Source organism: Ligilactobacillus animalis (assembly GCF_009933595.1).
Lineage (GTDB): Bacteria > Bacillota > Bacilli > Lactobacillales > Lactobacillaceae > Ligilactobacillus > Ligilactobacillus animalis.
Genome location: NZ_CP047141.1, coordinates 1426345 through 1446911, shown reverse-complemented (window position 1 = coordinate 1446911; position 20567 = coordinate 1426345). Strand labels below are relative to the sequence as shown.

Below are 20567 nucleotides of genomic sequence, written 5' to 3'. Positions count from 1 at the left end.
CCTTATTTAGGACGTCTTTTTCTTGGGGTTAGATTTTTGGTAGTTTTAGCAGTGATCGTGTTTGTATCAGGGATAAATGAAACATCGGTATCGATCACCCCAAATTTACGGCGCATCATGTCTTCGATGTATTCGGCTAAGTGATAGCTCTCTAAGACATTCATGTTAGCATTGACGATGATCACAACATCAACGGTAACTAGATTACCATTGTAGTGGGCTTTCAATTCATCGACTTCGGTGACACCTTTGATACTTTTGATCGCCATACGGAAGGTATTTTCTGCCTTAGGATCAAAGTAATCGGCGAGATTCAAACTGCTCTCCATGAAGATCCGTGCGCCGGAATATAAGATAAAACAACCGACTAGAATACTGGCTGCACCATCAAGCCAATTGATCTTAAATAGGAGAGCACCAGCGATCGAGATCAGTGTGCCTAAACTCGTCAAGGCATCGCTCAAACTATCTTGAGCTGAGGCAATCAATGAGGCATTTTGTAAGCGATGCCCCCATTTTTTATTATTATACCAGACAAGTAACATGATAACACTAGCGATCCCAGCTCCGACTAAAGCAATCGGCTGCGGTACGACTCGTTTATCAGGTGAAAATAGCCCGGATATCCCCTGGAAAATAACGCTCAATGAGATAGCGATCATTACGATCCCTGTGACGAGGGTAAAGATCGTCTCATAGCGAAAGCGGGTAAATTGGATCCGTTGATCATTTCCAGTTTTGTGCAAAGAAAGTTTAGGCAAGGGAACGACCCCGGCAATGTCATCATCATCGATGTCACGGGCAATGTGGATCCCGATCATCAATAGTGAAGTCGAAATGATCCCGGATAAGTTGTTGAATGCATCCGCCCGTAAAGTTTGTGAGTGACTCATCGAGGCTAAGATCCATTCGATGATCGAGATCAAAAGATAGGCAAAGACATTGAGTGATAAATGGCGCATAGCTGCATTTAGTTTAGTCAATTCTTTGGCTTGAACTTTTTCCCAGTCTTCATATTCGCGCTTAAGATGTTTATTAACATCACGCATGATCAGCTCACCTCTTTTTCCGAAATTTTTACCTACATTATAATACAGATGGGAACCTGCTGGTAGCTATTAGTTTTACTTAAGGTGAAAAATTGATATATTTAAAATGAGGTCACATGTTACGAAAATTTACTACTTTACAGCGACACTAACATCAACTACAATAAAGTTAAACTTCGCTGAACGGTAAATAGTAGTGAGTCACCTAACAGAGAGGCATCGATTAGCTGAGAAGATGCACGACTTTATGAATTGGATGCCGCGAGAAGACAACTAGATAAGTAATTGAGCGGCATTTTGCAAGTTAGGTGGCACCACGGTAACTCGTCCTAATATCTTTATGGTATTAGGGCGTTTTTTTAGTATCTGACCTGTTTAAACGCTCAAGTTAGGGAAGGAAAATATTATGGCAAAAGATATTATTTTGACTGGTGATCGTCCCACAGGTAAATTGCACATCGGACACTATATCGGTTCGTTAAAAAATCGGGTCGAAATGCAAAATACGGGTAAATATGACACCTTTATCATGATCGCTGATCAACAGGCATTGACGGATAATGCCCGCGATCCAGAAAAGATCAAAAATTCATTGATCGAAGTTGCGTTGGATTATTTGGCTGTGGGGATCGACCCCACTAAATCAACGATCTTTGTGCAATCACAGATCCCGGCTTTAGCAGAACTAAATCTATATTATTTGAATTTAGTTACTGTTTCACGTTTAGAACGCAATCCGACTGTCAAGACTGAGATCGCCCAAAAGAATTTTGAACGTTCGCTCCCAGCTGGCTTTTTCACTTATCCTGTGAGTCAAGCAGCTGATATTACTGCGTTTAAGGCTAATTTGGTCCCAGTAGGTGATGACCAAGAACCAATGTTGGAACAAACGCGTGAGATCGTACGTAGTTTTAACTCGATCTATGGCAAAGAAGTTTTAGTCGAACCACAGGGTGTCTTTCCACCTAAAGGATCTGGTCGTTTGCCAGGGCTTGATGGCAATGCGAAGATGAGTAAATCTTTAGGCAATGCGATCTACTTAGCCGATGATGCCGATACTTTACGCAAAAAAGTAATGTCAATGTATACCGATCCTAACCATATCCACATTGAAGATCCTGGTCAGATCGAAGGCAACATGGTCTTTACGTATTTGGATATCTTTGATCCCGACAAACAAAAAGTGGCTGAATTAAAAGAACACTACCAAGCTGGTGGCCTTGGGGATGTGAAGATCAAGCGTTACTTAAACGAAGTGCTTGAAGCTCAATTAGGACCGATCAGACAACGCCGAGAAGAATTTGCTAAGGATATCCCTAGTGTTTACACAATGCTAAAAGAAGGTAGTCAAAAAGCAAATGCGGTAGCAGAACAAACTTTAGCTGAAGTACGGGCTGCTATTGGCGTCAACTATTTTGATTAATATAAAAGACTGGCAGATGTCAGTCTTTTTTTGTGGAAACGACATTTATATTAATGATTTCTGAGAAAAATGTGATAAGATAAAGGTACTTAAATAAGTCGAGGTGTGGAATTTGAAAAATTTAGTGATGCTTGATTTTGGGTCTAATTCGACGCGCATGTCGATCACGCAGATCGCGCCTGATGGTAGTTTCAAAGAGATCAAACGAGCCAAAGAGATGACGCGTTTAGTCGAAGGAATGGGGCAAAGCGATGGTCAAAAGATCTTGCAACCTCAGGCTATTCAGCGGACCTTAGCTGCATTGTTGAAATTTAAAAAACTTTATCGCGATCTGCCTAACGTGTCAGTTCGCGGGATCGCCACAGCTGCCGTGCGTGAGGCGCAAAACCAAAATGAATTTTTACAACAAGTCAAAGAAGTTACTGATGTTGATGTTGAAGTGCTCTCAGGAAGTTCAGAAGCCTACTATGATTATTTAGCAGTGGTCAATACTTTGACTGTCAAAGATTGTGTGATCTGTGATATGGGTGGCGGTAGCTTTGAACTAGTTGTAGTTAAAGATCGAAAAGCTGTGAATTATATCAGCATTCCTTATGGGGCGGTCAGTTTGACTGAGAAATTTCATGCGACTGATAAGATCAGTGCTCGCGACCTTTTTTCTTTTGCCCGCTTTTTAAATTATAAGTTCCATCAGCTTCCTTGGTTAAAGGAAGGGGAAGGCTTACCACTAGTCTTACTAGGTGGCGCCAACCGCACCGTTGCTCGCCAAGAGTTATTGCGGTCAGGTAAAGATGAACTTGATCAGATCCATGGGTTGAAATTATCTGCGTATATGTTTTTAGAGACATATACCGATTGGCTCGGTAAAGATATGATGCAAAGAAAAGCTGTTTTGGGAAGTGAGGCGCCTCGAGCAGATATCATCATAGGTGGCCTGACGCCAGTTGCCTTTTTATTGGAATACTTACAGATCTCTGAAGTCATCTTTTCAGAAAGTGGCGTACGTGAAGGTGTCTTGTACTCAATGTTACAAAAATAAAAAACGATCCACTATTATGAAATTCATGGCAGTGGATCGCTTTTTTAATTTAAGGTCAGATCCTTGGTGAAATATTTTTGCGAGAGCTCAGCGATCTTTTCGGTAGAGCGCAACTCGTCGATGCCTTTTGTTAAAGTTTCATTTATCTTGGGATGATTGTGGGTGATCAAACTCAAAGATGATGCTAAGACGTTTGGATCTGAAATGCGGTGTAAAACAGCATTTTCTTCGGCCTTAGTCGCCTTGACCGGAGCCTTAGCTAATGTGGGCTCAGCTTTTAAGAGAGCATAGTAGTTGTAGTCGTTTAGGATGCCCGCTGATATTTGTGATTTTTCAAGGGCTGCCAGCAGTTCTGCTGGATCAGCGAAGACGACGGGCTTTAAATCGAGCTCTTTTAGGAGAGCTTGTTGTTGGCCACTTTCTAGCAGCCCCACTTTTTTATGCAACATTTTATCGAGTTTTTTTGTTTTAGCATCTTGGCGGGTAAAGAGGACATTTTTGGGATAGAGGAAAGCTTTGGTACTTTGATAACTCTTAGAAAAATTAGCTTTATCACCCAAGATGAAGTCGATCTGCCCGTTTTTTAAAGCCGTTTGCATTTTTTCTTGGCTCGAATACGCTTGGAAGTTTATCTTAGTGTCGGTCACTTCTTCTAATTGATGGGCTAATTCGATAGAAAAGCCATGCCAGTTTTGCCCATTTTTGTAGCTATATGGCTTATCATTTTCTAAGATCCCCATGGTAAAAGAAGTACGAGCAGCTACTGTAGTTGACTTAAAGTTTAAACAAAATAAACCTAAAAAAGTACTAAGCAGCAGGAGATAGAATTTTTTTTGCTTTGACATCGGTGTCACCTCATGTTTTTTAAAAATTCCTAGTGTTCATGCTTAATATTATAACAGAATGGCAGCGTCTAAAACATATTAAGGTAAAGCTGGCTCAAAAACTCGCTGAAACATTCTGATATATGGTAATTTAACAGCAGGATGGAAGAATTTTAGAAAAATTTAATTATTTTAACTTAAGTTTTGTAGCAATTTATGGTGTGAATTGTGAAGGGAGAAAATTATGGCTAAGTCAAACCGCTCGAAGTGGCAGATGGGGGAACAAAAACAGCGATTTGCGATCAGAAAATTCTCACAGGGAGTATTTTCTGTTTTAGTTGGGACAATGTTTGTTTTCGGGACTCCCGCAGTTATCCAAGGGGATGAGATAGCTGGTACTCATATCGGAACAAAGAAAAAAGAACAGTATCAGATCAAATTCCAGCATGTAACTGAGAATAGTTTAACTTCAGAACAAAGGGCAAAAGTTATTTATGATAGTCCACCTAAGACTAAAGTTGGTAGTGACCAAGTCTATTATCTAGTTTATCGCCCGGTGGCAACGCAGAATTTACCACAAACGGGCGAACTTGAAATGCCTTGGGAATTAGGGTTGTTTGGAGCTACAGCACTGATCATGGGGCTAGGAGTACTGCCAAAACGAGCACGTAAATATCGCTTTTTGACAGCTATCATTGTGGCTTCGACGGTTGTAGGAGTAGGAAGTTCAGTGGCTAGTGCTAGTCCAAATTTTGCCGAGCTAAGCAGTTATGATCGAGCTTGCTTAGTAGCGGAAGATGAAAATTCACCAGAAATATCGACTCAACATGCTGGCTATCAATATATTGGTTATATTTTAGTTAGTGATATCAAGCACCCTGGAGAGTCAGTACCGACTACACGACCAGTTACAGAAAAAGTAGTTCCCAATAGTGATAAAACACCGAATACTGGCTCAGCAGCAATTGAAGTGACTAAACCAGAAATTCAAGAAGGATCGATCCCAACTGTGGTTGAAGAAACCAAAGTCGAGCCAGTAGGATATGAGACGCAATATGTAGATGATCCAGAATTGCTTGAAGGTACAACAAACGTACGGACGCCAGGCCAAGCAGGCGAGCGCACGATCGTGTATGAAGTAACGCGTGATGCTGAAGGAAAAGAACTGAATCGCGTAGAAAAGAGTAACATGATAACGAAGGCGCCCGTAACCGAAGTGATCGCACGTGGCACAAAAGTCGAAGTTCCTGAAGAGCCAAAAGTAACGGTGAGCGAAGAAATGAAGACCGAGCCAGTAGGATATGAAACGCAGTATGTAGATGATCCAGAATTACTGGAAGGCACAACAAGCGTACAGACAGCAGGTCAAGCGGGCAAGCGCACGATCGTGTATGAAGTGACGCGTGATGCTGAAGGAAAAGAACTGAATCGCGTAGAAAAGAGTAACACGATAACGAAGGCGCCCGTAACCGAAGTGATCGCACGTGGCACAAAAGTCGAAGTTCCTGAAGAGCCAAAAGTAACGGTGAGCGAAGAAATGAAGACCGAGCCAGTAGGATATGAAACGCAATATGTAGATGATCCAGAATTACTGGAAGGCACAACAAGCGTACGGACAGCAGGTCAAGCGGGCGAGCGCACGATCGTGTATGAAGTAACGCGTGATGCCACTGGTAAAGAACTAAGCCGCGTAGAAAAGAGCAACACGATAACAAAAGCGCCCGTAACGGAAGTGGTCGTACGTGGTACTAAGCCAAAAACAACAGTGACAGAAGAAGTCGTGTTGGAAGAGATCCCATATACGAGTGAGATCCAAAATGATCCAGAATTGCTTAAAGGCACAACTAGCGTACGGACAGCAGGCCAAACAGGCGAGCGCACGATCGTGTATGAAGTAACACGTGATGCTGAAGGAAAAGAACTAAGCCGCGTAGAAAAAAGCAATACCATAACGAAAGCCCCAGTAACCGAAGTGATCGCACGTGGAACTAAGCCAAAAACAACAGTGACAGAAGAAGTTGTGTTGGAAGAGATCCCATATACGAGTGAGCTTCAAAATAATCCAGAATTGCTTGAAGGCACGACCAGCGTACGGACAGCAGGCCAAGCAGGCGAGCGCACGATCGTGTATGAAGTGACACGTGATGCTGAAGGAAAAGAACTAAGCCGCGTAGAAAAAAGCAATACCATAACGAAAGCGCCCGTAACGGAAGTGGTCGTACGTGGTACCAAGCCCAAAACAACAGTGACAGAAGAAGTTGTGTTGGAAGAGATCCCATATACGAGTGAGTTTCAAAATGATCCATGCTTGAAGGCACGACCAGCGTACGGACAGCAGGCCAAGCAGGCGAGCGTACAATCGTGTATGAAGTGACACGTGATGCTGAAGGAAAAGAACTAAGCCGCGTAGAAAAAAGCAATACCATAACGAAAGCCCCAGTGACTGAAGTGGTTGTACGTGGGACTAAACCCAAAACAACGGTGACAGAAGAAGTCGTGTTGGAAGAGATCCCATATACGAGTGAGCTTCAAAATGATCCCGAACTTTTTATTGGAACCACCGTCGTCAAAACGGCAGGTCAAGCAGGCGAGCGCACGATCATATATGAAGTGACACGCGATGCCGAAGGAAAAGAACTCGCCCGTGTAGAAAAGAGTAGTAAAATCACCAAAGCCCCAGTAAATGAGGTCGTTGCTCAAGGAACTAAGTTATATGCTAAACCGTTAGTCGAGCTCACTAGCGCAGACGAAGCTGTTGATAATAAAACAGCTACCGTTAGCTACACTGTAACTGATCCTGATAAGAAATTGCGGGCTATAAAAGTAAGTTTGTACAAGGATAACGAAAAAGTAACTGAAAAATTAGTTGATCTGGCTACTTTAACGACGACTTTTGCTGATCTGGCTTACAATACGAATTATCGACTCGAAACAGAATACACTTATGATATTGGCCAAGGTGATCAGACAGAGAATTTAAAACCGATCACGGTGGAATTGACCCCTAAAAAAGTTGAGCTAAAAAATTTCAATAATATCGGCTTATATCAATTAGGCGCAAATGGTGGTCTAGAGTTAGTCTCTAGTTTAGCTGAATTACCAACTGATCCTAATAAATATGTTGCTAAGATCGTTTCGGCTCAACAAAAAGATTGGTATTTGCCGATCGCTTCATTTGAGGAGGTCGAGCTCGGGGGCAAAACTAAGTATCAAGCTACGATCGCAACGCCAGAATTGGTGACATATCAAGCTGATAAACGTGATTTTTCTGCGGGACATACTTTTTTGATCGATAAGACAGAAGTTTCAAATGAATATACCAATTTTGCCGAGTTGCTCAAGGCAATAAAAGCTGATCCAACGGGTGACTTCATACTTGCAGCTGATCTGGATGCGCTTGGTCTTGCCGATACAGATGCTAGTTATATCACTGAAACATTTAGCGGGACTTTGCGCAGTAAGGCTGATAATGCCTATACGATCTACAATTTGAATAAACCGCTGTTTAATGTGGTCAGGGGTGCCACGATAGATAATATCACATTTTAAAATGTTGAGATCACTGATAATGTTGCTGATACTGGTAGTTTAGCTCGTGGCTTAGATGGAGCTTTGATCAGTGGTGTCAATATAAAAGGTGATATTCGTTCGACGCAAACGACAGGTAGGCTAGCAGCGCGGATCAAAAATAACACGCAGATCTCACGGTCATCATTTACTGGTACGATCACCCTGACAGGCAATGCTTATGATCAAGGTGGAGGCTTAGTCGGCTATGCTGAAAATTCTAAGATCGCACGTAGCTTTGCCGATGTCTATCTGACAGCTAAGGTCCATGATACCAATGATAATGTTGGGGGCTTAGTCGGACGTTTGGCAAGTGGCTCGGTCGAAAAGAGTTATGCTACTGGGACGATAAAAAATGATGGCTTGGCAAAACGTGCTGGTGGTTTGGTCGGTAGTGCCTGGACAAACGGGCGGGTCGTTGAAGCGATAAGTGCAGTCAAGTTGGAAAATGGTTATATTTTCCACGGTGATGTTGATTTCAAAAGGCCACCGCATCAAAAGGCTTACTATGTTTCTGAGGTCGCAAGCGGTCTAGCTAATGATTATCCGACTGCGATCACTGAAGCAGTTGCCAAAGAAATGCTTCAAAAATGGCAAGTCACGGCTCCAATATGGAAAGGTGCTGCCGGAACTCAAACGATCGATTATTCACAATTACCAAATTATCAAGCCGAGCGTGAATTAGCTTATAGAAATATGGAAAAGTTACTTCCATTCTATGATCGGTATACTATTTTGAAATACGGAAATAAAGTCTTGCCAAGCGATAAACTTTATACGACAGCATTGACGGCAGTTGTACCAATGAAAGCGGGCAAAGTCGTGGGCGATTCGGTCGGAGAGCCGGGGCAGTTGACGAGCTTGTTGCTCCATTTTGCTGATGAAACGGTGACCCAAGTAGCGCTTGAGTCCTTAGGTGAGTATAAACAAACCAATATCAGTGAGTATCAGTTCGCTAATGGACTGCTCTATACGCCATATCAATTGGGGGGAGCATGGGAGGAATTACTCACAGAAGTCGTTGCTGCTTACCGCTCATTGAACTACTATTCTTCAGAAACAACAGCAAGTTTAGCGTTACAGCCATCAGAAGATAGTTTGAAAAAGGCTAAAAATACGGCACTTGAAAATTATCGAAAAGTACATCCAGATGAAGTGTTGACGGCTGAAAAAACAGCTGCGATCGAAGCCGAGGCGGTAGAACAAGTACGGATCGGACAGCTAAATGAGTTGTATCTCCAAGGGGCATTTGCCAAAGTCAAAAAAGATATCAAAGCACAATTGAGTTCTTTGACGACCTCAATGGCTGTCGTTGATCTAACTTCTGCAGTGATCCGGGCCGATCTCAAGCAGAAGTTAGAAGCTAAAAAATTAGAATTGACACTAGCCTTGGCTTATCTAGAGCGACTATATCATATCAATTACGGTGAGCTAGATCTGCATGCGATCTCAGCTTACTACCCAGATTTTTACGGTAAGAAAGTAGATATTTTGTCATGGCTGAGTGACTTTTCTAAGCTAGGGGGAACCAAATTAGCGGTCAAAAATAACTATGCGACATATACAGCACTCTTTAGCCCACTGACAGGTGATCAAGATGTCGTTGCATATTTAGACCATAATCGTCGTTTGTTTGCTCCACAGTTAGATGACAATACGTGGTTCAAAACAGCGACTAAAGCGTATGTCTATGAGGCAGCTTCAAAGGAAGTACCGGATGCTGAAGTTCGGGTCTATGAACGGATGAAAGGCAAAAATCGCGCTGAATATCGTAACTATTTACTTCCAGTGCTCAATTTAAGTGAGCGAAATATGTTTATCTTTACGACGATGTCAACGATCTCTTTTGGGATCTATGAACGTTATATCGATGAAGCATTGAAGAAAGAACCAGATAAATATCGCGCAATGCAAGATCAAGTCGACCAGAAAGTCGCTAAGTATGCCCAGATCATGGCAAATTACTATGATACTTGGTATCGGATCGTATCCGAAAATGTAAAAGCCAATTATTGACGCGCGACATTCCGATGTGGGATGGTTATTGGATCATTGATACTAAACAGCCTGGAATTTATCAGAATCGCTGGGTCAATAAATTGGATAAATCGGTCACAGGGGTCTATGAATTCTTTGCCCCGATCGGTAAGCTGTACGGAGCAAATGGTACTGGAGCCTATGCAACTGGGAGTTTAGTGCATTTTGTTGTAGATGGACAGCTCAGTGACTATGGAGTCGCAGTCGCAACGCATGAGATGACCCATAATTTTGATGGTGCGATCTACTTTAATGGTCATGGACGGCGTGGAGATATCGGAGCAGAAACATTTGCTCAGGGATTATTAGAAGGTCCTTGGTCTCCAACGTAAGCTAACTATGCCTTGAATCTAGCGGTTGATTGGACAGATCGAACGGGACAGACACAGAACAAGAGTTTTACTGACATCCAAACTAGCGCTGATCTAGAGCGATATATGCATGGAGTCTTTGATGTGACATATCTTTTAGATCATGCTGAGGCTCAAGCGATAATTGGGCTAAACAGCGAGCTTAAGCGACAGTATCTAAGAACGATAACTTATAATGCTAAAACTGCACAAGATATTGTGAGTGATACTGCGTTAAGTGAAGAACTAGCCCAAAAATTGACGAGCTGGGAAAGTTTGATCGACAATAATATTGTCGTGGCTCAGAACTATAGTGGTGGTAAGTATGGTAAAAACATTTATGCTACAGTCTCAATGTATGCGCCGATCTATGCGGGCTTGCAAAATGATGCTGGAAGCGTAGGGGGATTGCTATTTAGAAAGACAGCTTTTGAACTTTTAGCGGCTAAAGGTTGGGAAAATGGCTTTATCCCTTATGTCTCTAATCAATATCAAAAACAGGCTAAAGCGGATAACAGAGAGCTTTCGGATGCTTATATCTTTGAAAAGATCTGGGGTGATCAATATGCAAACTATGCTGAATTTAAAAAGGCAATGTTTAATGAACGGATCGCCAAAAAAGATAGCTTAAGACCGATCACGATCACGTATAACCAAAAACAAGTGACGATCACGTCATATGCTGAGCTCCAAACTTTGATGGACCAAGCTACATTAGCAGATGCGAAGTTGCTCCAATCCAAGAAAAAAGCAGTCAACGTGGATGCGCTCAAGGCTGCAGTCATGGCGCAATATAATACATTGACTGCGAGTTTTAAAGAATCGATCTTTAACTGATAATTAAATAAAGGGCAAGTAATGCAGTCAATAATGAGGGCTCTACCATGATATATGGTGGGGCTCTTGTTATTTGTAGCGGAATTTCGATACTTGTATTTTTTTATGATAATGCTTAAACTAAAAGGGTCTAACGGATAACAGAATATAGATCTGAGGAAATATATATGAACGGATTTAGCAAATACTATCAAAAAGATCGCCAGACACGGCTGGATATCTTAGTACAACAAAAAAAATTGACGCAAGCTGAAGTGGATTCTTTGATAGCGCCAAAACTTGATCTTACACTGGGTGATACGATGATCGAAAACTTTATCACGCAGTATCAGATCCCGGAAGGCTTGGCGTTAAATTATGTCATTGATGGAAAAGAATATCTGATCCCAATGGTGACGGAAGAGCCCTCGGTGATCGCCGCTGCCAGCCATGGAGCAGCGATCGTCAAGCGGGGTGGAGGGTTCAAAAGTGAGCTAAAAGAACGCTTAATGATCGGGCAGATCGTTATCGAACAGGTCAAAGATGCCACTAAATTAGCTCAACAACTTGAACAAATGCAAGCTAAATTACTTCAATTGGCTAATGAAGCTCATCCGTCGATCGTTCGCCGCGGTGGTGGTGCCCGTGAGATCAGAATACGGATCTTAGCTCCAGATCTGGTCTCTCTTGATCTGATCGTTGATGTTAAAGAAGCGATGGGCGCTAACATGTTGAATACGATGTTAGAGGCTTGTGCGAGTTATTTGCAAACTGAGCTTGATGCAGAGATCTTATTGAGTATTTTATCCAATTATGCAACACACTGTTTAGTAAAAGTCACGTGTGAGATCCCAGTATCTGCGCTGACTAAAGGCGAGCTAGCGGGAGAAAAGATCGCGCAAAAGATCGCTACTGCTAGCCGCTTAGCCCAACTTGATCCTTATCGAGCAACGACGCATAATAAAGGGATCATGAATGGGATCGATGCAGTCGTGATCGCCAGTGGTAATGACTGGCGGGCAATCGAAGCTGGTGCGCATGCCTACGCTGCCCGCAATGGTAGTTACCAGGGCTTGAGTACTTGGCAAGTCAAGGGCGATATGTTGATCGGTGAATTAGAATTGCCTTTACCACTAGGATCAGTTGGTGGTTCGGTCTCGATCGTGCCGCTAGTCAAACTTAACCATCAACTTTTAGAATTACAAGATGCTAAGGAATTAGAAAAGATCGTGGCGGCTGTTGGCTTAGGCCAAAATTTAGCAGCACTATATGCCTTAGTGACTGATGGGATCCAAAAGGGCCATATGAAATTACAATTGAAAAGCTTAGCCGTCGCAGTGGGAGCTAGCCCGAGTGAAGTTTCAGCTGTCGTAGCGGAGTTATTAGCTAAAAAAGCGCGTGATTCAGCTACAGCTAAGCAGATCTTAGAAGAGATAAGAGGAAATAAACGTGAACAAAAATGATTTGACAACTAAAACCCAAGAATTGATCGCTCAAGTTGAGGAAAAATTTCCTGCTGGAGTCGAGATCGAATTTAAAGAACCTAAAAAAGTGGGCTATTTACGCCATGACCAAGCCCAGCACTATTTACATGGTGGAAAATTAAAGGTCGATGTTTATGATCAAACAGATCCGGATTATACGATCGCGCATGAGCTATTACACTTTTTATTGATGCTAGATAAGACACCACAAGTAGCGTTTAATTTGACGACCGGCGATACGAATAAAGATCATAAATTTATGCTAGCAGGGATCGACCTATATGATACGGTCTTACACACTAAAGTCTATGCTAAACAACGGGAATTGGGTTTTGTAGATGAAAGCGTCGAAGAGTTATATCTAAAAGGTGTTTTAGCGATCTTAAAGCCTGAGCCAAAAGGAAAACGCGATGAATGGATGGTCTTACGGACGGTAACATTATTAGATGCTTTAGTCTTTTTTGCTGATGATCTAGCACAAGTGTTACCAGAATTAGAAAAAAATTATCCAATCTCCTTAGCTGCAGCGCAAAAACTCTATGCGGTCATGACAGAAAAATCACTCCAGACAGCTTTTGAAGTGCGGCGGGGTGTGGTACGTTTATGGAAATCATTTGATAAGCAACTCAGCGAATGGAATTTATTGTCCATGCACTTAAATGATTTTATCACGATAACGCCTGTTTTGAGTGAACGGCAATTACGCTTGGAAACAAGTGCCTTATTTGAATTTTATCATACACCTTGGCAAGAGAATTTAACGTTTAAATCAGCTTATGCGGGGCGTTTCAAGGTCGATGGTCAAAATTCATTTATCTTACCCGATCTAGGTGAAAAACCTGCTGAAAAGTTTAAAGAACTCTATGCTATGCCAGTCAATCAGCTTTTAGCCACGCTAGGTGTAGACTACTTATTACGTTAATAAAAGGAGGTATTTCAATGTATCAAAAAGATTTTAAATATCCCGATACGAAGGCACATGAATTTGTGATCGCACGCTTAACCAAACGCGGTGTCAGCTTGGATGAATTGGCTAAGTTGGTCTATGAGACCCAAAAGGATTTTGAATTGGGTCTGACCTTAGAAGAATGCAAAAACGATGTCAATGATGTGATGCACAAGCGGGAATTATTGAATAATGCGATGGTTATGTTAGAACTCGATCGGTTGACCGAAGAAGGAAAGGTGGCTTCACCCTTAGCCGAGATCATCGAAAATGATTCGGGAGTCTTTGGTGTCGATGAAACTTTAGCCTTACAGATCGCCAATATCTATGGTACGATCGGAGCTACCAACTTTGGATATTTTGACCGCGTAAAATCTGGGATCATCAAGAAATTCGATACGAGTCCAGAACACGTCAATACCTTTATCGATGATCTTTTAGCTGCGATCGTAGCCGCTACTTGTGGCAAAATTGCACATAAATACGCCTAGTTCCTGTTTTTTTGCTTGAAACAGCTAATAATAGGTACGTGGTTATGTTATACTATTTTTATTGAAAATTTGACGATGATAAACTTGCACTAATAGCAGTTTTAAGCGAAAGGAAATGACTAGTTAATGGCTGATAAACAGACATATTACATTACAACGCCGATCTATTACCCATCAGGAAAGCTACACATCGGTAACTCATACACAACGATCGCTTGCGATGTTTTGGCACGCTACAAGCGTCTGCAAGATTTTGATGTCTTCTTTTTGACAGGGACAGATGAACACGGGCTAAAGATCGAACAAAAAGCACAAGACTTGAACATGACGCCCAAACAATATGTTGATATGATGGCGGACTCGATCCAAAAATTATGGCAAGAACTTGAGATCACAAATGATAAATTTATCCGGACAACGGATGAATATCACGAAGAAGCGATCCAAAAGATCTTCCAAAAACTTTTGGATAAAGGTGATATCTATCTTGGCTCTTACAAAGGTTGGTACTCTGTTTCTGATGAAGAATATTTTACTGAATCACAATTAGCCGAAGTTTATCGTGATGAACAAGGCAATATGATCGGTGGGAAGGCTCCATCTGGTCATGAAGTTCAATTAGTCGAAGAAGAATCCTATTTCTTCAAGATGAGCAAATATGCTGATCGCTTAGTCGAATACTACAATGAACACCCAGATTTCATCATTCCCCAAAGTCGTAAAAATGAAATGTTGAACAACTTCATCAAGCCAGGCTTAGAAGATCTAGCGATCACACGGACTAGTTTTGATTGGGGCGTTAAAGTGCCAAATGATCCAAAACACGTGGTCTATGTTTGGATCGATGCTTTGTGCAACTATATCACAGCTTTAGGCTACGGTAGCAAGGATCAAGAACTTTTCAACAAGTATTGGCCAGCTGATGTTCATATGGTAGGTAAAGAGATCGTTCGTTTCCATACGATCTACTGGCCGATCATTTTGATGGCTTTAGATCTTCCATTGCCAAAACACATCATCGGTCATGGTTGGTTAGTCATGCGTGACGGCAAGATGTCTAAGTCTAAGGGCAATGTGGTCTATCCTGAAATGTTGACTGAACGTTATGGCTTAGATGCATTGCGCTACTACTTGATGCGTGCTGTTCCATTTGGCAATGACGGGATCTTCACGCCAGAAGATTTTGTGCAAAAGATCAACTATGACTTGGCTAATGACTTAGGTAACTTATTGAACCGGACTGTTGCGATGATCAATAAGTATCGTGGAGGTCTGATCCCAACGCTGACTTCAAATGTGACGGCATTTGATCTAGATTTAGAAAAATCAGCTAAAGAAGCGATCGCGGAATACGAAGCTAACATGGATCAAGCGCATTTTGCCTTGGCTTTAGAAGCACTATGGAAGTTTGTTTCACGTTCTAACAAGTATATCGATGAGACTGAACCATGGGTCTTGGCTAAAGATGAAGCTAAAGCTAATGAATTGGACAGTGTCTTAGCCCACTTGGCTGCAAGTTTGCGCTTGATCGCGATCTTGTTGCAACCAGTGATGACACATGCACCAAAAGAGATCTTTACTCAATTAGGTCTGCCATTAGAAGATATGGCTATCAAAGGGGTGGACTATTTTGCCCTCCCAGAAAAGACAACTGTTGTTAAGAAGGGAACACCGATCTTCCCACGTTTGGATATCGAAGCTGAAGTTGAATACATCAAGTCTAATATGACTAAAAATGAAAAACAAAAAGGGCGCAAAGCAATGCAAGAAGCAGCCGAAGCGCAAGCTGAATTTGACCCTGAAAAGACAGAACTTAAGTCAACGAAAAAAGAGATCAAGTTCGATAAATTTGATAAAGTCGAACAACGGGTGGCTTTGATCAAAGATGTTTCTCGGGTCAAGGGTGCCGATAAGCTCCTCAAATTCCGATTGGATGCGGGCGATGAAGGTGAACGTCAGATCCTCTCGGGTATTGCTCAATGGTATCCTGAACCAGAAAAATTGATCGGTAAAAAAGTGATCGCGGTAACGAACTTACAACCGCGTAAGATGCGAGGTGAGATCAGCCAAGGGATGCTCTTATCAGCTGAATTTGGTGATACAGTACAATTAATAACTGTTCCCGATGAGATCCCAGCCGGATCATTAGTTGGCTGATCAAGTGATAGAAGGCACATGGGCTGACCGTGTGCCTTTTAGCGTAAGAAAGGAAAAAATGGAGATTTTTGATTCACATACTCATATCAATGCTACAGAATTTAAAAATGACATTCCTGATGTGATCGAGCGGGCCAAAGCTTTAAATGTGACCGAAATGTTAGTCATCAGTTACGATGACCCGAGTACGGAGCGAATGCTTGACTTAGTTGAGAAATATCCAGGGATCTATGGAGCTTTTGGCTGTCATCCCGAAAGTGCTTTAGACTACGATACAAATTTTGAAAATAAATTAAGCGAAGTCTTGGCTCATCCGAAAGTAAAAGCTCTGGGGGAGATCGGGCTCGATTATCACTGTGATGTACCTAAAAAAGTCCAATGGAAAGTTTTTGAACGTCAAATAGAGCTCGCGCATGAACTGCAACTTCCGATAAGTATCCATGATCGGGATGCGATCGCGGATTGCTATGCGATCTTAAAAAAGGCAGACATCGCAAAGATCGGTGGGATCATGCACAGTTTTAATGGGGATGCTGACTGGGCTGAGAAATTTTTGGATCTAGGGATGGAATTGTCGTTTAGTGGGGTCGTGACTTTTGGCAATGCTAAGGAAGTTAAACAGGCTGCTTTGGTGACACCATTGGAACATATGTTAGTTGAAACAGATGCCCCATATTTAACCCCAATGCCATTTCGGGGCAAGATCAATGAACCAGCGATGACCCGCTATACTTTAGAATTTTTAGCTAAAGAAAGACAGATCGCACCTGAAAAACTAGCGCAGATCACAACTGCTAATGCAAAGAAAGTGTTGAAGATAAAATGACAGATAAGATGAAGATCAAAGAAGTTATCGTTGTTGAAGGTAAAGATGATACCAAGCGGATCAACTTAGCCGTCAATGCAGATACCCTTGAGACTAGGGGATCAGCGATCAGTGATGAAACACTCGCACAGATCGAAGAATTACATGACAAGCGCGGAGTCATCGTCTTTACAGACCCCGATTTTTCAGGGGAAAAGATCCGTAAGATAATCCAAGAAGCTGTTCCGGGGGTCAAGCATGCTTTTCTGACAAAAAAAGCTGCTGCCCCAGATCACAAAGGCAGTCTTGGCGTTGAACATGCTGATCCAGAGGCGATCCGGGAAGCTTTACGTAATCTATATACCGAAGAGCCCGATGCGACTCCGATGATCAGTCGGGAAGATCTAGCAGTAGCGGGCTTGATATCAGGACCCAAGGCCAAGATCAGACGCCGGATCTTGGGCGAATATTTGCGGATCGGCTATGTCAATGGAAAACAGCTCTATAAGCGGTTGAATCTCTTCCAGATCACACCGGAAGAATTTGCTGCGGCACTGAGATATTTAGACCAAGTAGAGGAAGGAAAAATCAATGAATAATCAATTACCAGAGATCGCTTCACCGACTAGGACGCGGGCGATCATGGAAAGTTATGGGCTAACGTTTAAAAAAAGTTTAGGCCAAAACTTTTTGACTGATATCAATATTTTAAATAAGATCGTAGCAGCTGCTGAAGTAACGCCAGAAGATGACGTGATCGAGATCGGACCCGGGATCGGCGCTTTGACCGAACAGTTGGCTAAGAATGCCCATCAAGTCATGGCACTAGAGATCGATGACCGTTTGATCCCGGTTTTAGCCGATACTTTGGCACCTTATGATAACGTGACAGTCGTTCATCAAGATGTGCTCAAAGCTGACCTAGTGGAATTGATCGCTAAAAATTTCGATGGCAAGCACAAGATCAAGTTAGTGGCTAATTTACCATATTACATTACAACACCGATCATTTTACATTTGTTGGAAGCACCGGTTGATTTTGACCGGATCGTTGTGATGATGCAAAAAGAGGTCGCTGATCGTTTAGCAGCTGTTCCTGGGACTAAAGATTACGGTTCTTTGAGTGTAGCGGTGCAATACGAGATGGATGCTAAAGTGGCGTTTATCGTGCCTAAAACAGTTTTTATTCCCCAACCTAAAGTTGATTCTGCGATCATTGTCTTAGAGAAAAAAGCCGTTCAAACTTATCGACCAGTTGATGAAAAGTTCTTTAAGCAAATGGTCAAAGGGATCTTTTTACATCGACGCAAGAGCCTTTGGAACAACTTGCAAGGAATGTATGGTAAGACCCCTGAGATCAAAGAAAAAATGCAGGCAGCTTTGGCTAAAGTTGCGATCGAGCCAGGGATCCGCGCTGAAAAGTTAACGATCGCACAAATGGTCGCCTTAGCTGATGCTTTAGTCGCTGAAAAAATCGTCAAAAAATAACTTTTAAATATTGAAGTGTTTGTTCGGGTGTGGTATAATTGCGTTTTTTGTAAAATTATGTTACAATATTTTACACAGAGAGGTGAAGCGCATTGCCAACTACATTAGTAAAAATCAAGAGCAAGCTCGACAATTGCATTGGCGCTGGTTTAACGGTAACGTCCCACGTTGGACGCAAAAAAGTTACTAAACGTCATGGGATTCTGCGGGAAACTTTCCCCGCTGTATTTATCGTAGAATTAAGTCACGAAGAAAATGCCGTTGAACGCGTATCATATAGTTACACCGACGTTTTGACCAATAATATTATTCTAGATTTTGATTAAGCGATAAGTCGATTATCGCCGATCCTTATTAGGATTTTAGGTACCGAGATTTAATTTTTTGAAACAGCAAATAAGCTAGGAGCACCCACTTGCATGGGTACCTCCTAGCTTATTTTTTTACTTCTTTTAAGCGTAACGCCAAGACTAACGCTACGGCCTCGATAAGTAAAAAGCAGATAAAGACGCGGGAATAGCTTGATTTTTGGGTAATACTTTGACCGGCACTGCTTAACAATAGGGTCGCGAGCATGACACCTAGACTACCAAGGAGCTGGCGGATCGTAGTTGTTAGCGCAGTTGCATGTGCGATCAAGTTTTTAGGCACTGAATTAGCCCCCAGCGTTGTCGCCGGCATCATGACAAAGGCATTGCCTCCTTCGATCACCATGGAAAAGGCGATCAAGAGTGGGAGTCCAAGGTGATCTTGCCATAAGAGCAGTCCAGCCCAGCCACCGAGCAACATGCTGACCCCAACTAAAAGAACCGGTTTGAAGCCCCATTTGTCGGCCAGTTTACCGGTCACAGGATTCAACACACTCAGTAAAACAGCAGGTAAGACCAAGGAAAGCCCCGAAGCTAACGGACTTAAGCCGAGGATCTTTTGATAATAGAGCGGAAAAACGATCGTGACTACGATCAAGGACACGTAAGAAAGCCCGGTCAATAATAAGCCAATGTCAAAATCAAGGTACTTAACGATCCGCAATTCTAAAAGTGGCGTGGTCAGCTTTAGTTGACGGCGACAAAAGGCGATCAATAAACAAAGACCTAAGACCAAAAGTAAGATATTTAGCAACGGCTGGCGTGGATCTTTAAGGGCGGTAAGAGCGTATAATAAGGTACCTAGGCCAAAACCTTCATAGAATAGAGAGCAAACATCTAACTGGGATGGCTTGCGTTCCATGACATCACTGATCGTCACACAAGCGACCAAAAAGATCACGAGCATTAAAAAGCAAAATAACCAAAAGAGGTCTTGCCAACGCAAAAAGTTTAAGACGATCCCAGAGATGATCGGTCCAACTGCTAAGGCTGAACCCATGACTAATCCGGCGGCTCCCATAGTTTGTCCCCGCTTGTCTTTAGGCGTGATCGTCATCAAGACCGTTTGAAATGATGGAAATAAGATACCGACAGCAGTCGCCTCTAACAAGCGGCCTAAAAGTGCGAGCCAGAAAGTTGGGGCAAAAATTATCATTAAAGTGCCGACCCCAAAGAGGGCTAAGACACTAAGATAGAGATGTTTAAAAGAAATATTATTGAGCAGCCATGGACTGACAGGCATCATGACACACATCATGAGCATAAAGCCAGTCGTCAACCACTGGATCGTTGCCGCATCGACCGCAAAGAAATGCATCAAGGCAGGATAAGCGGTTGAAAGGGCTGATTGGCTGATCGACATGGTAAAAGTACCTGCCAATAGAGTAAAAATAAATAATTTTCGCTTAGTTTCGGTGAGTTCCATTTGATCATCTACTTTCTAAATATGTAAAAAAAGTCCGAAATCAGAATTCGGACTTTATTAGAAGACTAAAGCTCACTTTTCGCGGTGTTCCTTAGCTTCTTTCTCTTTTTCTTCATTTTCCCGACGTCTAGCATCGTTCAAACGGTTTTCTTCAAGCCGGTGTTCGAGCTTGGAATCATTACGGCGTGTCATATCTAAAACTTCCCTTCCATAGTCTACAGAAGTATTATAGTTCTAATGTCTATAAGTTACAAATAAAACGATCCGGCGGAAAAGGCTGATAATATCTTGATTTAA

15 protein-coding genes and 1 pseudogene are annotated in these 20567 nt (G+C 42.3%); 13 read left to right on the top strand and 3 right to left on the bottom strand.

All coding sequences use genetic code 11. From position 1 onward, the window contains the following. Positions 1-2: 2 nt before the first annotated feature. Positions 3-1049, bottom strand: a complete 1047-nt coding sequence (locus GSR62_RS07140) for a cation diffusion facilitator family transporter (RefSeq protein ID WP_035447589.1) — start codon at positions 1047-1049, stop codon at positions 3-5. A gap of 406 nt (positions 1050-1455) precedes the next feature. Between GSR62_RS07140 and trpS the strand changes: the two genes are divergently transcribed. Together trpS and GSR62_RS07130 are read left to right on the top strand one after the other, a co-directional pair. Further along, complete coding sequence (gene trpS / locus GSR62_RS07135; RefSeq protein ID WP_066024224.1) at positions 1456-2472, top strand: tryptophan--tRNA ligase; 1017 nt, start codon at positions 1456-1458, stop codon at positions 2470-2472. 112 nt (positions 2473-2584) lie between these two features. Continuing rightward, positions 2585-3511 (top strand): Ppx/GppA phosphatase family protein, encoded by a 927-nt coding sequence (locus GSR62_RS07130; protein ID WP_010689722.1) that lies wholly within the window; start codon positions 2585-2587, stop codon positions 3509-3511. 44 nt (positions 3512-3555) lie between these two features. Here the strand turns inward: GSR62_RS07130 and GSR62_RS07125 are convergent, their stop codons facing one another. Beyond that, positions 3556-4356 (bottom strand): substrate-binding periplasmic protein, encoded by an 801-nt coding sequence (locus GSR62_RS07125; RefSeq protein WP_010689721.1) that lies wholly within the window; start codon positions 4354-4356, stop codon positions 3556-3558. A 223-nt stretch (positions 4357-4579) separates the two neighbouring features. Between GSR62_RS07125 and GSR62_RS07120 the strand changes: the two genes are divergently transcribed. The 11 genes and pseudogenes from GSR62_RS07120 to GSR62_RS07060 all read left to right on the top strand — a co-directional run bounded on the left by GSR62_RS07120 (position 4580) and on the right by GSR62_RS07060 (position 18802). Continuing rightward, positions 4580-6709, top strand: a complete 2130-nt coding sequence (locus tag GSR62_RS07120; RefSeq protein ID WP_066024225.1) for a G5 domain-containing protein — start codon at positions 4580-4582, stop codon at positions 6707-6709. Beyond that, positions 6640-7884 carry a ZmpA/ZmpB/ZmpC family metallo-endopeptidase-related protein gene (locus GSR62_RS07115; RefSeq protein ID WP_083213908.1) on the top strand — a complete coding sequence of 415 codons (1245 nt, stop codon included), beginning with the start codon at positions 6640-6642 and terminating at the stop codon, positions 7882-7884. The genes GSR62_RS07120 and GSR62_RS07115 overlap by 70 nt, the downstream gene beginning before the upstream one ends. 63 nt (positions 7885-7947) lie before the next feature. Continuing rightward, positions 7948-11126, top strand: a pseudogene (locus GSR62_RS09660) (ZmpA/ZmpB/ZmpC family metallo-endopeptidase). A 167-nt stretch (positions 11127-11293) separates the two neighbouring features. Then, positions 11294-12568 carry a hydroxymethylglutaryl-CoA reductase, degradative gene (locus GSR62_RS07095; RefSeq protein WP_066024230.1) on the top strand — a complete coding sequence of 425 codons (1275 nt, stop codon included), beginning with the start codon at positions 11294-11296 and terminating at the stop codon, positions 12566-12568. After that, on the top strand, positions 12555-13511 hold the full coding sequence (locus GSR62_RS07090) for a hypothetical protein (protein WP_035447574.1): 957 nt from the start codon (positions 12555-12557) through the stop codon (positions 13509-13511). The genes GSR62_RS07095 and GSR62_RS07090 overlap by 14 nt, the downstream gene beginning before the upstream one ends. Positions 13512-13528: 17 nt before the next feature. Beyond that, positions 13529-14026, top strand: a complete 498-nt coding sequence (locus tag GSR62_RS07085) for a phosphatidylglycerophosphatase A family protein (protein ID WP_066024231.1) — start codon at positions 13529-13531, stop codon at positions 14024-14026. A gap of 126 nt (positions 14027-14152) precedes the next feature. Continuing rightward, on the top strand, positions 14153-16183 hold the full coding sequence (gene metG, locus GSR62_RS07080) for a methionine--tRNA ligase (protein ID WP_010689714.1): 2031 nt from the start codon (positions 14153-14155) through the stop codon (positions 16181-16183). Between the two features lie 58 nt (positions 16184-16241). Then, positions 16242-17009, top strand: coding sequence for a TatD family hydrolase (locus tag GSR62_RS07075; RefSeq protein WP_035447565.1), 768 nt, complete (start codon positions 16242-16244; stop codon positions 17007-17009). Between the two features lie 8 nt (positions 17010-17017). Then, on the top strand, positions 17018-17587 hold the full coding sequence (rnmV, locus tag GSR62_RS07070; RefSeq protein ID WP_143452071.1) for a ribonuclease M5: 570 nt from the start codon (positions 17018-17020) through the stop codon (positions 17585-17587). Further along, entirely contained in the window at positions 17580-18476 is an 897-nt protein-coding gene (gene rsmA, locus GSR62_RS07065) for a 16S rRNA (adenine(1518)-N(6)/adenine(1519)-N(6))-dimethyltransferase RsmA (protein ID WP_010689711.1), read from the top strand. The genes rnmV and rsmA overlap by 8 nt, the downstream gene beginning before the upstream one ends. A 92-nt stretch (positions 18477-18568) precedes the next feature. Further along, on the top strand, positions 18569-18802 hold the full coding sequence (locus tag GSR62_RS07060) for a Veg family protein (RefSeq protein WP_010689710.1): 234 nt from the start codon (positions 18569-18571) through the stop codon (positions 18800-18802). Positions 18803-18911: 109 nt separating this feature from the next. On the opposite strand, the gene GSR62_RS07055 is transcribed toward GSR62_RS07060, so the two are convergent. Further along, positions 18912-20270: an MFS transporter gene (locus GSR62_RS07055; RefSeq protein WP_066024233.1), complete on the bottom strand. Its 1359-nt coding sequence runs from the start codon at positions 20268-20270 to the stop codon at positions 18912-18914. Between the last annotated feature and the right edge of the window lie 297 nt (positions 20271-20567).